Below are 13,307 nucleotides of genomic sequence, written 5' to 3' on the forward strand. Positions count from 1 at the left end.
CCACGGCAGCTCCCGGGCCGCGTCGACCAGGGCGTCGCGGAGCCGGGTCCGGCCGGTCTCACGGTTCGTCGCGGCGGGCCCCATGGAAGCGGCGGGCCCCATGGAATCGGGATCCTATGTCAGGCGGTCGGTGATCATGTGGATGGCGAAGAGGTGGAAGCCGATCACCAGCGGGACGGTGACCGGGACGGCCAGGGCCAGGACGAACGAGAGCAGGTTGACCAGGGCCAGGGCCGTGGCGCACGCCGGCCGGTCCAGGGCTCGGCGGGCGGCCTCGCGCCAGGACGGCTCCGGCTCGCGGCCGAGCGCGGCCAGGGTCAGCGCCGCGACGCCGGAGAGCCAGACCGTGGCCGCTGCGGTGACCGCCAGAAGCGGCACGCCGCCCGGGACCCAGCCGCCGCGCACCGCGGCCAGATCCAGGATCAGGGCGAACGCGGCGAGCAGGGCCGGAAGTCCGGGCAGGACACCATGGCGGTACGTGCGCAGCGAGCGTCGCCAGGACGGGAGGCGGCCCTCCGCGTAGCGCGAACGGACCGCCGCCGAGCCGGTGGCCAGCGCCGCGGGGGCGGTCACCACCGGCAGGGCGAGGACTGTCACGGCGATCCCGATGAGCGCGAGATCGGTGGCCAGGGCGAACCGGTCACGCCAGTCCGCGCGGGCCGGCGGCGCTTCCTCCACCGGCCAGGCGGGCGGCTTCACCGCCGTACGGGAAAGGGGAATCGGCACTTGAATTTCCCGGTGCGGAGTCGTCATCCCTTCAATCCTGTCGTGTTGATGCCCTCCACCAGAAGGCGCTGGAAGGCGACGAAGAACAGGAAGACCGGCGCCAGGGAGAGCACTGACATGGCGAACATCGGGCCGACCGCGGATTGTCCGGTCGAGTCGATGAACAGGGTCAACGCCACCGGAGCGGTGTATTTCTCCAGGTCGGAAAGGTAGACCAGCTGGCGGAAGAAGTCGTTCCAGGTCCAGATGAAGGAGAAGATCGCCGTCGATACCAGTGCTGGGCGGGAGAGCGGCAGGACGACGTAGCGGAAGATCGAGTAGGCGCTGCAGCCGTCGATTTTCGCGGCGTCGTCGAGTTCGCGGGGGATGCCGCGCATGAACTGGACCATCAGGAAGACGAAGAACGCGTCCGTCGCCAGCAGGTGGGGCACGATCAGCGGGAGGTACGGCCACGGCCCGCCCACCCAGCCGAACGTGCGGAACAGGACGAACTGCGGCACGATCAGCACGTGGCTGGGAAGCAGCAGCGTCCCGATCATGATGGCGAACCAGAAGCCGCGCATCCGGAAGCGCAGGCGGGCGAAGGCGTACGCCGCCAGCAGGCACGACGTGCAGTTCGCGAGCACGGTCAGCCCGGCCACCATGAGACTGTTGAGGAAGAAGCGCCCGAAGGCCACGTCGAAGTGGGTCCAGCCGTCCGGATAGTTGGCCGGCGTCCACGTGCCCGGCAGCACCGAGACGTTGTTGAGGATCTCCTCGGGTGCCTTGAACGAGCTGCCCAGCATCCACAGCAGTGGGTAGAGCACGATCGCGGTGAGCACGGCCAGCACCACGGCGCGCGGGGTGATGAACGGCCTGCGGCCGGCGGTCACGGTGACCATCAGTCGTCTCCGTCCGAGTAGTGGACCCAGAACCGGCCGGTGCGGAACAGCACGACGGTGACCAGGCCGATGGTGAGCAGGAAGACCCAGGCCATCGCCGAGGCGTAGCCCATCTCGAAGTTCGCGAAGCCCTTGAGGTAGAGCTGCAGCGTGTACATCAGCGTCGAGTCGACCGGGCCGCCGGTGCCGCCGGAGAGCACGAACGCCGAGGTGAAGCCCTGGAAGCCGTGGATCGTCTCGAGGACCAGGTTGAAGAAGATGACCGGCGAGAGCATCGGCAGGGTGACGCTGAGGAACTTGCGGAAGCTGTTCGCGCCGTCGACCTCGGCCGCCTCGTAGAGCTCGGTCGGCACCTGCTTGAGCCCGGCCAGGAAGATCACCATCGGGGCTCCGAACTGCCACACGGCCAGCAGGATCAGGGTGCCGAGGGCGGTGCTCGGGTCGTTGACCCAGGCCTTGCCCTCGATGCCGAACCAGCCGAGGAACGCGTTGAGCGCACCGGTCCGGTCGAAGATGGCGCGCCAGATCATGGCGACCGCGACGCTGCCGCCGAGCAGTGACGGCAGGTAGAACAGGCCGCGGAACAGCCCGGAGCCGCGGAACGACTTGTTCAGCAGCAGCGCCACGCCGAGGGCCGCACCCAGTTTGAGCGGGGTGGCGATCAGCGCGAACACCAGCGTCACCTTGACCGCGTGCCAGAACGCCGGGTCCTCGGTGAACATCGTGCGGTAGTTGTCCAGCCCGACCCACTTGATGTCGGACCACTGGCTGAGGATGTCGTAGTCCGTGAAGCTCAGGTAGAGCGACACCAGCATCGGGATCGCCGTGACCAGCGCGAGCCCGAGCAGCCAGGGCGAGAGGAAGACGTATCCGGCGCGCCCGTCGTCTCGGTGCCGGGCGGGCCGGCCCCGCCGCTGGTGAGCGGCGGGACCGGAGCGCGGCCGGGGCTGGGCCGGCCGGGTGGTGACGGACACGCTGCTCACCCGGAGACCGCGGCCTGGGCGGCGCTGAAGAACTGCTCGGCGGCCGCGGCGGTGGTCGCCGTGCCGAACTGCGCGGCCTCGGCGGCCTTGATCAGCTCGGTCTTGACCTTGCTGTGGCCCTTCGGCGGGACGCTCGGCGACGGGCCGAACTTCTTGACCAGCTCGTCCTCCAGCGCGATGGACGCCTTCATGGCCGGGTCGGTCGTGGACGCCGCCACCTGCGAACGGATGTCCAGGTTGGACGGGAGGCCGCGGTCGGTGCCGAGGATCTTGCCGGCCTCCGGGTCGTTGGCCAGGAAGTTGATCACGTCGACCGCGGTGTCCTTCTTCTTGCTGCCGCGGTAGACCGAGAAGTACATCGAGGCGCGGGCCCACTGCGCGGACGGGTCACCGGGGTAGGCGACGACGCCGAGCTCGTCCTTGGTGTTCTTCTGGATGTCCGGCATCTGGTTGGCCCACACCCACGAGGTGAGCGCCTTGTTGGTGACGACCAGCTGCTTGGTGATGTCGGTGGCGTTGCCCTCGTGGATCACGTCCGCGCTCGGGGTGGCCTTCCCGTCGCGGGCGCCCTTCCACAGGTCGAACCACTTCTGCACGTCGCCGGAGGTGAAGCCGAGCTGGTTGCCGTTGTAGAACTGCTTGCCGTTCTGCCGCAGCCACACCCAGAACGCCTTGTAGTCGGCGCTCGGGTCCTGGGTGCCGGGGATCTTGGTCGCGGGGCCGGCCTTCTGCGCCCAGGCGATCAGGTCCTCCCAGCTCATGCCGGTCTTCGGCAGTTCCTGCTTGGCCGCTTCGAGCTTGGCCTTGTTGAAGACCAGACCCTGGGTGTTCTCCCCGAACGCGAGGCCGGCGAGCTTGTTGTCGACCACGCCGTACTTCCAGAGGCTCTCGGGGAACTTCGTGACGTCGAGCTTGCCCGAGTCCTTGTACTTGGTGAGGTCCTCGGTGACGTTACGGGTCGCGTACTCCGCCAGGTAGTTGTCGTCGATCTGGAAGATGTCGGGTGCGTCCGAACCGGCGGTCAGCGTCGCGAGCTTGTCGAAGTATCCCTGGTTGGCCTGCCAGGTGGTCTTGAACGTGACGTCTGGGTGCTTGGACGTGTAGAGGTCGAGCGCCTGCTGGGTCAGCTTGGCCCGGGCCTCGCCGCCCCACCAGAAGAAGGTGAGCTCGGTCTTGCCGTCCTTGCTACCGGAGTCGTCGCCACCGCAGCCGGCGAGGGCCAGCGGCAGGGCAAGAGCGGCGGCCATCAGGCCGCGCAACAACATTCGGGGTGCGGTCATGGGGATGGGTCACTCCTTGGCGTATGCGGCGACCGGTGTGGTGGTCGCGCCGGCCGGGGCGTAAGGCCCGGGCCCGGTGGAGTTACGGATGACCAGATCGGTCCGGAGCGTGACCTGTCCGGTGGCGCCGTCGTCGCCCTGTTGAAGCAGCATGTCGACGGCGGCGCGTCCGGCGGCCGCGGTCGGGTTCGCCACGGTGGTGAGGGTGGGGCGGACCAGCGCGCTGGTCGCGATGTCGTCGAAACCGACGACGCTGATCTGCTCCGGGACGGCGACCCCGCGGTCCTGCAACGCCTGGAGCAGGCCGATGGCCATCAGGTCGTTGTAGGCGAGCACCGCGGTGGCGCCGGTGGCGAGCACCGCCTCGGTCGCCTCCGCGCCGGCCTGGGAGACCGGCACGTGCGGACCGAGGACGGTGAATTCCGCACCGCCGGCCCGGGCGGCTGCCCCGGCGGCCTTGCGGATCTCCCGGTTGGTCCACGACCCGCGCGGACCGGACAGGTAGAGCAGGTGGCGGTGGCCCAGGTCGACGAGATGACGTACGGCCGAGCGTGCGCCCGTACCGACGTCCATCACCACCGCCGGAAGCCCGTCGATCAAGCGGTTCACGACGACCAGTGGCACCTCACGGCGCACCTGTTCGATCTGGTCGTCGCTCATCCGGGGACTGCAGAGCAGAATCCCGTCGACCTGCTTGGCCAGGGCCCGGACGAGGTCGGTCTCCACAACCGGGTCCTCGTCGGTGTCGGCGACGAACACGTGGTAGTCACGCCGCCGCGCATAGGTCTCGGCCGCCTTGATCATGGGCGGGAAGAAAGGGTTGGCGATGTCGGCCACGATCAGGCCGATGTTGTGGGTCCGTCCGGTGATGAGCGCCCGGGCGGCCCGGTTCGGGCGGTAGCCCAGTTCCTCCGCGGTGGCCAGCACCCGCGTACGTGTCTCGGGGTTGACCAGGTGCGGCGCCGAGAAGGTGCGCGAGACCGTGGAGATGTGCACTCCGGACGCCTTGGCGACGTCCCGGATGGTCACGGCCACTCTGCCTCCTCGGGCGAATGTGATCCGGCTCTCTCTGGTGGAGCCATTAATGCAAACGGTTGCTGAAGTGTCAACGCCCTTCGATGTCGCTTCTGTTGCCGTGGCATGACCCAGACGGTGTAAAAGTGGACATACTTGATACATGTATTGACTCGCGTCGTCATCTGATCCCTAATCTGTTGCAAACGTTTGCTGAATGGAGGCGCCTTGACTCGCTTCGCCCTCGTGGGGGCCGGCTCCCGGGCCGGAATGTTCGTCCGGGCGCTCACCACCGACCACGCCGACGTCGCGCAGCTGGTCGCCCTGGCCGACACCAATCCGGCGCGACCGGCGGTGTGGAAGAAACGATGCGACCTCGACCTTCCCGTGTACGACGCGGCCGACTTCACCGAGATGCTCAAGCGCGAGCGCGTCGACGTCGTGCTGGTCACCACCGTGGACCGCTACCACGAGAAATACCTGGTCGCGGCCATGGAAGCGGGCTGCGACGCGATCACCGAGAAGCCGATGACGACCGACGCCGCGAGTGCGCGTCGGATCCTGGAGACGCAGCGACGAACCGGCCGGGACGTCCGGGTCACGTTCAACTATCGCTACAACCCTTTGCACGAGGCGGTCAAGCGCGAACTCGCCCAGATCGGCGAGATCGGCTCGGTGCACTTCGAGTGGCTGCTCGACGTACGGCACGGCGCCGACTACTTCCGCCGCTGGCACCGCGAGAAGGAGAACTCCGGCGGCCTGCTCGTGCACAAGGCCGGTCACCACTTCGACCTGGTCAACTGGTGGCTCGACGACGCGCCCGACACGGTCTTCGCGGCCGGGCGGCTGTTCTTCTACGGCGAGCAGGGCCGGCGCCACGGCTACGCCCGGGACTACGAGCGCGCGCACGGCTCGGCCGCGGCCGAGGGCGACCCGTTCGCGCTGCGGCTGGCCGACGAGCCGGCGATGCGCGAGCTGTACCTCGAGGCCGAGCAGCACGACGGCTACCTGCGCGACCGCAACGTCTTCGCGCCCGGCGTGACCATCGAGGACGACATGGCGGTGCTGGTCCGCTTCGCCAAGGGCGCCTCGATGAGTTACCACCTCACGGCGTACGCGCCCTGGGAGGGCTACCGGGTGATGTTCAACGGCAGCAGGGGCCGCCTCGAACTCGAGGTCGTCGAGACCGACCACGTCGCGCCGGCCGCGGCCGCCGGGGTGAAGGGCGAGCCCGGCTCGGTCTCCACCGCCGAGCGCGGCTGGCGGCGGCTGCTGGTCCGCCCGTTCTGGGCCCCGCCGCGTGAGATCGAGGTGGACGGGTACTCCCGGCAGGGGCACGGTGGAGCCGATGTGCGAATGCTCGCCGACCTGCTCCGGCCGGACGCGCCCGCCGACCCGCTCGGGCGCACCGCGAACGCCGTGGACGGCGCCCGTGCCCTGCTCACCGGTCTGGCCGCCAACGAAAGCCTGGCAACCGGACAGGCCGTCCGCGTGCAGGACCTCCTGGAGCTGGGCTGATCCACCGGCCCCGCCCCTGATCCCGAGGAGATCAAGTGACACACCTGTTCCCGGCTGAGGCGACTCAGCGTGAGATCGCGCGTGAGCTCTACGCCCACGCCCGCGACCTACCGATCATCAGCCCGCACGGGCACGTCGACCCGGCGCTGCTGGCGAACGACGAACCGTTCCCCGACCCGGCCCGGCTGTTCGTGGTCCCCGACCACTACGTCACCCGGATGCTGGCCAGCCAGGGCATTCCGCCGGCGCGGCTGGGCGTGCCGAGCGTCGACGGCAGCGAGGTGGAGACCGACGGGCGCGCCGTCTGGCGACTGCTGGCGGCGAACTGGCACCTGTTCCGCGGTACGCCGTCGCGGCTGTGGACCGAGAAGGTCTTCGCCGACGTGTTCGGCGTCGAGAAGCGCTTCTCCGCCGGCACCGCCGACGAGATCTACGACCAGATCTCGGCGCGGCTGGCCGAGCCCGAGTACCGGCCGCGGGCGCTGTTCACCCGGTTCAACATCGAGGTCCTGGCCACCACCGAGAGCCCGATCGACGACCTCGCGGTGCACGCGAAACTCGCCGCCGACGGCTGGGGCGGCCCCGGCGGGCGGGTGATCACCACGTTCCGGCCGGACAACCTGGTCGATCTCGAGTGGGCCGGCTGGGCCGACCGGGTCGCCGCGCTCGGCGAGCTGACCGGGCACGACGTGGGCACGTACGCCGGATTCCTCGCCGCCCTCAAGGCGCGCCGCGAGCTGTTCGTCGCGGCCGGTGCCACCAGCTCCGACCACGGGCACCCGAGCGCCACCACCGCGGATCTCAGCGACGCCGAGGCGGCCCTGCTCTACCGCAAGGGGCTCGGCGGCGCCGCCGACGCCGGTGACGCCGAGACGTTCCGCGGGCACATGCTGGTCGAGTTCGCCAAGATGTCCCTGGAGGACGGCCTGGTGATGCAGCTGCACCCGGGCTCGGTCCGCAACCACAACCGGGCACTGCACGCGCGGCACGGGCGCGACGTCGGCGGCGACATCCCCTCGGCGACCGAATACGTTCAGGCGCTACGGCCGCTGCTGGACCGGTACGGCGACGACCCTCGTCTGCGGATCGTGCTCTACACGCTCGACGAGACCGCGTTCACCCGCGAGCTCGCCCCGCTCGCCGGTGGCTACGCCGCGCTCTACCTCGGTGCGCCGTGGTGGTTCCTGGACAGCCCCGAGGGCCTGCGCCGATTCCGGGAGACGGTCACCGAGACGGCCGGCTTCTACAACACGGCCGGGTTCGTCGACGACACCCGGGCGTTCTGCTCGATCCCGGCCCGGCACGACGTGGCCCGCCGGATCGACGCCGGATTCCTCGCACGCCTGGTCGCCGAGGACCGGCTGCCGCTCGACGAGGCCGCCGAGACCATCGCCGACCTGGCCTACCACCTTCCGAAGAAGGTCTTCCGGCTGGACGGCCGGGCATGACCGTGACCGCCACCCTCGGCCTCGCCGCCCTCGACGGGCTCGCCCCCGAGAACCGTCCCGCGGTGCGCCCCGGCGACGTCCGTCCCGGCATCCTGCACCTCGGGCTCGGCGCGTTCCACCGCGCCCACCAGGCCGTCTACACCGAGACCGCGGTGGCCGCGGCCGGCGGCGACTGGGGCATCCTCGGCGTCGCCCCACGCTCCCGCGACGTCCTGGACAAGCTGCAGGCGCAGGACCGGCTCTACAGCGTGCTCACGGTCGGCGGGGACGGCGGCGACCACGCCCGGACGGTCGGCATCCTGTCCGGATTGGATCACGCCGCGTCGAACCCGTACGGCGTCGTCGCGTCGATCGCCGACCCCGCGATCCGGATCGTGTCGCTGACCGTCACGGAGAAGGCGTACCGGATGGGGCCGGACGGGAAACTGCTGCTCGACGACGACCTGCGGGCCGAGCTGACCGGGCAGGCACCGCCGGTGAGCATCCCCGCGTTGCTCGCCCGGGCCCTGCTCACCCGGCAGGCGCCGCTGACCGTGCTCTGCTGCGACAACCTGCAGAACAACGGGCCGCGGATCCGGGGCATGGTCGAGCAGGCCCTCGAAGTCGCCGGCGCGTCACTGCCGGACGGGGTCGAGTTCCCGGCCACCATGGTCGACCGGATCGTGCCCGCGACCAGCGCGAACCATCTCCGCCGGGCGGCCATGGCGCTGGGCGCCTTCGACAGCGTTCCGGTGGTGGCCGAGCCGTTCCACCAGTGGGTGATCGAGGACCGGTTCCCCGGCGGGCGCCCGGACTGGGCCGCGGCCGGGGCCATCATGACGACCGACGTCGCGCCGTGGGAGATGCTCAAACTGCGGGCGCTGAACTCGGTGCACTCCGCCTGCGCCTACCTCGGTGCCCTGGCCGGCCGCGAGATGATCGCGGAGGCGCTGGAACTGCCCGGGATGGGCGGGTTCTTGCGGCGTTTCCTCGCCGACGACATCGCGCCCACGATCACCCCGCCGCCGGGCGTGACCGTTCTTGAATACGGCGAGACCGCGCTGCAACGCTTTTCCAATCAAGAGCTGGGCCACCGTACGCATCAGGTGGCGATGGACGGCACCCAGAAGTTGCCGCATCGGCTCCTCGGCACGATCGCCGACCGGCGCCGCGACGGTGACCTGCCGGTCTGGGGTGCGCTGGTGCTCGCCGGGTGGATGCGGTTCGCCCGCGGCTACGCGGACGACGGGGCGGCGCTGCCCCTCGACGACCCGCTGGCCGGGCGGATCAGGGCCGTGCTGGCGGCCGCGCCGGACACCCCGGAAGGGCTCGTCGACGCGCTGCTCGGGCTCTCCGAGGTCTTCCCGGCCTCGCTCGCGGACGACGCCGAGCTGCGGAAAGAGCTGATCCGCTGGTCGGGCGAGCTGGCTCGGCACGGCGCCGCGGCAACGATTGCGGCGGCGGGACTATGAGTCGCCGGGTTGCGCTCATCGGCGCGGGGGGACACGGGCACTCCCACCGCCGTACGCTCAAGGATCTTGCTGGTCGTGGGGTTCTGGAGATCGCGGCGCTGTGCGATCGCAACCCGGTCGAGCCCGAACCCGGTGTCCCGTTCTACGGTGATCACCAGGCGATGCTCGCCGCGGAACGCCCGGACGCGGTGATCATCTGCACGCCGCCGCACACACACCTGCCGCTCGCGCTGGACTGTCTCGCCGCCGGGGCCGACCTGCTGCTGGAGAAACCGCCGGTCACGACTCTCGCCGAGCATGATCGGCTGGCGGCGGCGATCGAGGCGAGCGGGCGCCGGGTCCAGGTCGGTTTCCAGGCGCTCGGCTCGGCGGCGCTCGCGGCCTTCCGGGCGGCGGTCGGGCCGGATGCGGCGCTGGTCTCGGCGGCCGGGGCGTGGTGGCGGCCGGACACCTACTACCGGCGGGCGCCGTGGGCCGGTAAGCAGGCCGCGTTCGACGGGGCACTGGTCAACCCGTTCGCGCATGCGCTGATGCAGGCGCTCGCGGTGGCCGACGGGTTCGCGCCGTCGCGGATGGCGATCGAACGGTACCGGACCCGGGACATTCAGACCGACGACTGCGCTTTCCTGCGGCTGACCGATGCCGGCGGGCGGCGGGTGGTGGCCGCGGTGTCCCTGGCGTCGGCCGTCTTCGTCCCGGGCGAGATCCGGGTCGGGGACGCCGTGCTGGAGTACCCGACGGACCGCGTGCAGCTGTCCGGGACGTTCACCGAGATACCCGGGCGAATCGGGCTCCTGTCCAACCTGCTCAGCGACGAACCCCTGGTCGTGCCGCTGGAACGGACCCGGACCTTCACCGCCGTCGCCGAGGCGATCGTGGCCTCGCCGCCCCCGGCGCGGATCCCCGTCACGACGCCGCACCCCGACGGCGGCGGCCTGACCCTGCCCGATATCGATCAACTCGTCCGGCAGGTCGCCGCCACCGGCCTCCTGCCGTCCGAAAGCGACATTCCGTGGGCGGTCCCGCCGCACGTCGTGCCGCTGTCACCACTGAAAGGAGCGACCCATGCGCAAGCTGAGCATCGCTGAACTCGAAGCCCACCACCGCGGGGCGACCTTCACCAGCGTTCTGCCCGGACACGTCGTGCAGAAAGGCGGTTTCCGGGTCTATGCGGAGCCGAACTTCCGGACCCACGACGAACCGGGACGCCACGTCCACACCGTTCCCGAGATCTTCGTGATCGTGCAGGGAAACGGCGCGATCGAGGTCGACGGGAACGAGGTGGAGAGATTCCGGGCGGGCGAGGCGGTGCTCTTCGAACCGGGCGAGGACCACCACCTGATCAGCCGGGGTGACGAGCCGCTGATCTTCGTGTGGATGCATCTGGAGCCCGTTCCCTGACCCTGTGGCTTTTGGAGTTACGTTGCTTCGAAGAACCGCTCTCGCGGTGACGTCCGGCCTCCTCCTCGCCGGCGTCGCCACCATTCCCGCATCCGCCGCGACGACCACCACCATTCCCGCGATCGCCCGGCAAGTGCTGCCCGCCGACGACGGGTGGGGCGCCGGGACCACCGGCGGATCGGCCGCCGCGGACGACCACGTCTACGTCGTCCGCACCCGCGACGAGCTCGCCACCGCGCTCGCCGCGACCGGCACCGCGCCCAGGATCGTGCTGGTCGCGGGCACCCTCCGGCCCGACGGCGACTGTGCGTCCTACGCCGACCCGGGGTACTCGCTCGACGCGTTCCTCGCCGCCTACCAGGGCACGACCACCAAACCGGCCGGCCCGCTCGAGGACGCCCGGGTCCGCTCGGCCAAGAACCAGGCCCTCGACGTGCAGCTCAAAGTGCCGTCCAACACGACCATTCTCGGATTGGCCAACGCCCGGCTCGTCGGGCTCAACCTGCTGGTCTCCGGTGCCGACAACGTCATCATCCGGAATCTGCGCCTCGAGGACGCCGCCGACTGCTTCCCGCTGTGGGATCCGACCGACGGCGCGAACGGTAACTGGAATTCCGCTTACGACCTGATCACACTGACCGGGGCCACGCACGTGTGGGCCGACCACAACACGTTCAGCGACGGCAACAATGTGGACTCGCTGCAGCCGGAATACTACGGGCGGCCCTATCAGGTGCACGACGGCGCGCTCGACGTGATCCGGGCCTCCGACCTGGTCACCATTTCCTACAACGTCTTCCAGGAACACGACAAGACGATGCTGATCGGCTCCACCAACACGGTCGGCGCGGACGTCGGAAAACTCCGGGTGACGCTGCACCACAACAAGTTCGCCAATGTCGGCCAGCGCGCGCCGCGCGTGCGATTCGGGCAGGTCGACGTCTATGACAACTACTACTACGAGACCGACGAGGACTTCTATCAGTACTCGTGGGGCGCCGGCGTCTACTCGGCGATCTACGCGGAGAACAATTTCTTCCTCCGCAGCGCCGACATTCCGCTCGACGCGGTCGTCTACAACTGGGGCGGCACCGCACTGACCGAGAAAGGCACCCTGACCCGGATCGGCACCGGCCCGGTCACCACGGTCGGCCTGCTCGCCGAGTACAACGCCACCCACGAGCCCGACCTGGGCACCGACGCCGGCTGGACGCCGACGCTGCGGCCCGGCCCGCTCACCCCCACCGCGCAGGTCCCGGCCGTCGTCAACGCCAATTCCGGCGCCGGGCGCCTCGGCCTGGAATAACGGAGAAGGACCGCCTGTCTGCCGCGGCGCAGGCGGTCCGCTTCCGCTTCCTTTTCCCGGTACGGCATCACCACCGCCCCACCGCAAAAGCGACGCCCGCCGTCCGGTCCGCGACGATTCCCGGTGCCGGCCCGCCCCGGCGCCGCCGCCATTCCGGTCGCGGCCGCCCGGCATCAACGAGTCCCGCACCGACCACTCGCGCGAGCTTCGCTGTGATCGGCATCGCGGCCGCGGTCACCGTTCCGGCTGGGGCTCGCGGACGGCAGCGCCACCGGCGCTCGGCGGCGGTGGGGCGGCGCCGGGGTGCGGTGAGGTCGGCGGGACGTTGCTCGGTGAGATGATGCCGCATTGGTGCGGCTGGGTGCGGTGATGTCGCATTGGTGCCGCTGGGTGCGGTGATGTCGCATTGGTGCCGCCGGGTGCGGTGATGCCGCGGCGGCGGGGTGGGATCTAGGCGACCTCGTAGGTGCGGCGGACGTCGGTGAGGACGCCGGCTCGCAGATCGGCGTCGGTGATCCAGAACGTCACGCTGACCACCTCGCCCCAATGCGTGCCCTCCTCGGCTTCGAGCTGCAGCAAGGGGCGGTGGCCGGTGACCTCGGGGCCCTGGTTGTCGTGGTGGCCGAGGAGGCGGTGGCGCGGGGCGCGGAGGAGCGGGGCGAGGTCCTCCCACAGGTCGATCAGGTCGGGGACGGGCAGGCCGAGCGCGTCGGCGTCGACGTGCTGCCAGCTGGGCAGGGCGGCCAGCGGGGTGGGGGTGAGGGGGAGGGGCGGGATCGTGCGGCGGTGGGCCGGGAGCGGGGCGACCGGGGAGTTCGCGACGTGCAGGACGCGGCAGCCGTCGTCACCCTGTGTTCCCGAGTACGGCGCGGCGAAGTCCTCGTCGTGGAAGAAGAGCAGTCGGCCGTCGTCAGTGAACGGCCAGGCGTCGCCCAATAGCTCGGCGGCTTCGGCGCAGTCGATCTGGGCCAGCATCAGCATGGGTGTGCCCTGGTAGGCGGGCCACTCGAACGCCGCGACGGACGGGTCGCCGCCGAACGCGCTCCAGCCTTCGTCGGCCAGGACGTAGCCGACCGACGGGCGGGTCATGTCCAGGTAGGCCGTCGCGGTCTCCGGGCTGAGACGGGTGCGGACGATCGCGCGGACCTCGGCGGGCAGATTCATGGTCGAGGAGTCTGACACAGAGTCACCGGGGGAGCGGTCGGTTCGGTGACCACGGCCACAGAGATGGCGGCGGCGCCGGGGCGGACCGGCACCGGCTGGACGTCGCGGATGCGGTGGCGGGCGGCGCTTCTGTGG

Annotated in this window: 12 protein-coding genes; 6 read left to right on the forward strand and 6 right to left on the reverse strand. The window is 70.3% G+C overall.

Annotation, left to right across the window (positions count from 1 at the left end):
• Nucleotides 1-114: 114 nt before the first annotated feature.
• The 5 genes from ACH442_RS04400 to ACH442_RS04420 are packed head-to-tail and all read right to left on the reverse strand — an operon-like array spanning nucleotide 115 to nucleotide 4,905.
• On the reverse strand, nucleotides 115-753 hold the full coding sequence (locus tag ACH442_RS04400; protein ID WP_396121154.1) for a hypothetical protein: 639 nt from the start codon (nucleotides 751-753) through the stop codon (nucleotides 115-117).
• Nucleotides 750-1,607: a carbohydrate ABC transporter permease gene (locus ACH442_RS04405; RefSeq protein WP_396121155.1), complete on the reverse strand. Its 858-nt coding sequence runs from the start codon at nucleotides 1,605-1,607 to the stop codon at nucleotides 750-752. Before ACH442_RS04405 ends, ACH442_RS04400 begins: the two co-directional genes overlap by 4 nt.
• A complete protein-coding gene (locus ACH442_RS04410) occupies nucleotides 1,607-2,581 on the reverse strand; it encodes a carbohydrate ABC transporter permease (protein ID WP_396337072.1) in 975 nt (324 codons plus the stop codon). Before ACH442_RS04410 ends, ACH442_RS04405 begins: the two co-directional genes overlap by 1 nt.
• Nucleotides 2,582-2,586: 5 nt before the next feature.
• Nucleotides 2,587-3,870, reverse strand: coding sequence for an ABC transporter substrate-binding protein (locus tag ACH442_RS04415; protein ID WP_396121156.1), 1,284 nt, complete (start codon nucleotides 3,868-3,870; stop codon nucleotides 2,587-2,589).
• Between the two features lie 9 nt (nucleotides 3,871-3,879).
• Nucleotides 3,880-4,905, reverse strand: a complete 1,026-nt coding sequence (locus tag ACH442_RS04420) for a LacI family DNA-binding transcriptional regulator (RefSeq protein WP_396121157.1) — start codon at nucleotides 4,903-4,905, stop codon at nucleotides 3,880-3,882.
• 207 nt (nucleotides 4,906-5,112) lie between these two features.
• Here ACH442_RS04420 and ACH442_RS04425 point away from each other — a divergent pair, with 207 nt between their 5' ends.
• The 6 genes from ACH442_RS04425 to ACH442_RS04450 are packed head-to-tail and all read left to right on the forward strand — an operon-like array spanning nucleotide 5,113 to nucleotide 12,008.
• On the forward strand, nucleotides 5,113-6,402 hold the full coding sequence (locus ACH442_RS04425) for a Gfo/Idh/MocA family protein (protein ID WP_396121158.1): 1,290 nt from the start codon (nucleotides 5,113-5,115) through the stop codon (nucleotides 6,400-6,402).
• A 35-nt stretch (nucleotides 6,403-6,437) separates the two neighbouring features.
• Complete coding sequence (gene uxaC, locus ACH442_RS04430) at nucleotides 6,438-7,850, forward strand: glucuronate isomerase (protein ID WP_396121159.1); 1,413 nt, start codon at nucleotides 6,438-6,440, stop codon at nucleotides 7,848-7,850.
• Nucleotides 7,847-9,301 (forward strand): mannitol dehydrogenase family protein, encoded by a 1,455-nt coding sequence (locus ACH442_RS04435; protein ID WP_396121160.1) that lies wholly within the window; start codon nucleotides 7,847-7,849, stop codon nucleotides 9,299-9,301. The genes uxaC and ACH442_RS04435 overlap by 4 nt, the downstream gene beginning before the upstream one ends.
• A complete protein-coding gene (locus ACH442_RS04440; protein ID WP_396121161.1) occupies nucleotides 9,298-10,389 on the forward strand; it encodes a Gfo/Idh/MocA family protein in 1,092 nt (363 codons plus the stop codon). The genes ACH442_RS04435 and ACH442_RS04440 overlap by 4 nt, the downstream gene beginning before the upstream one ends.
• Nucleotides 10,367-10,702, forward strand: coding sequence for a cupin domain-containing protein (locus ACH442_RS04445; protein WP_396121162.1), 336 nt, complete (start codon nucleotides 10,367-10,369; stop codon nucleotides 10,700-10,702). The genes ACH442_RS04440 and ACH442_RS04445 overlap by 23 nt, the downstream gene beginning before the upstream one ends.
• A gap of 46 nt (nucleotides 10,703-10,748) precedes the next feature.
• Nucleotides 10,749-12,008 carry a polysaccharide lyase family 1 protein gene (locus tag ACH442_RS04450; RefSeq protein ID WP_396121163.1) on the forward strand — a complete coding sequence of 420 codons (1,260 nt, stop codon included), beginning with the start codon at nucleotides 10,749-10,751 and terminating at the stop codon, nucleotides 12,006-12,008.
• A gap of 450 nt (nucleotides 12,009-12,458) precedes the next feature.
• On the opposite strand, the gene ACH442_RS04455 is transcribed toward ACH442_RS04450, so the two are convergent.
• Nucleotides 12,459-13,172 (reverse strand): DUF1963 domain-containing protein, encoded by a 714-nt coding sequence (locus ACH442_RS04455; protein WP_396121164.1) that lies wholly within the window; start codon nucleotides 13,170-13,172, stop codon nucleotides 12,459-12,461.
• Between the last annotated feature and the right edge of the window lie 135 nt (nucleotides 13,173-13,307).

This window comes from Actinoplanes sp. NPDC020271, from assembly GCF_044388125.1.
Classification (GTDB): domain Bacteria; phylum Actinomycetota; class Actinomycetes; order Mycobacteriales; family Micromonosporaceae; genus Actinoplanes.

What these genes read in the sequence shown, in the direction of transcription:
- ACH442_RS04400 (WP_396121154.1), bottom strand. Translation starts at nt 753, where the DNA reads ATGACGACTCCGCACCGGGAAATTCAAGTGCCGATTCCCCTTTCCCGT.
- ACH442_RS04405 (WP_396121155.1), bottom strand. Translation starts at nt 1,607, where the DNA reads ATGGTCACCGTGACCGCCGGCCGCAGGCCGTTCATCACCCCGCGCGCC.
- ACH442_RS04415 (WP_396121156.1), bottom strand. Translation starts at nt 3,870, where the DNA reads ATGACCGCACCCCGAATGTTGTTGCGCGGCCTGATGGCCGCCGCTCTT.
- ACH442_RS04435 (WP_396121160.1), top strand. Translation starts at nt 7,847, where the DNA reads ATGACCGTGACCGCCACCCTCGGCCTCGCCGCCCTCGACGGGCTCGCC.
- ACH442_RS04440 (WP_396121161.1), top strand. Translation starts at nt 9,298, where the DNA reads ATGAGTCGCCGGGTTGCGCTCATCGGCGCGGGGGGACACGGGCACTCC.
- ACH442_RS04445 (WP_396121162.1), top strand. Translation starts at nt 10,367, where the DNA reads ATGCGCAAGCTGAGCATCGCTGAACTCGAAGCCCACCACCGCGGGGCG.
- ACH442_RS04455 (WP_396121164.1), bottom strand. Translation starts at nt 13,172, where the DNA reads ATGAATCTGCCCGCCGAGGTCCGCGCGATCGTCCGCACCCGTCTCAGC.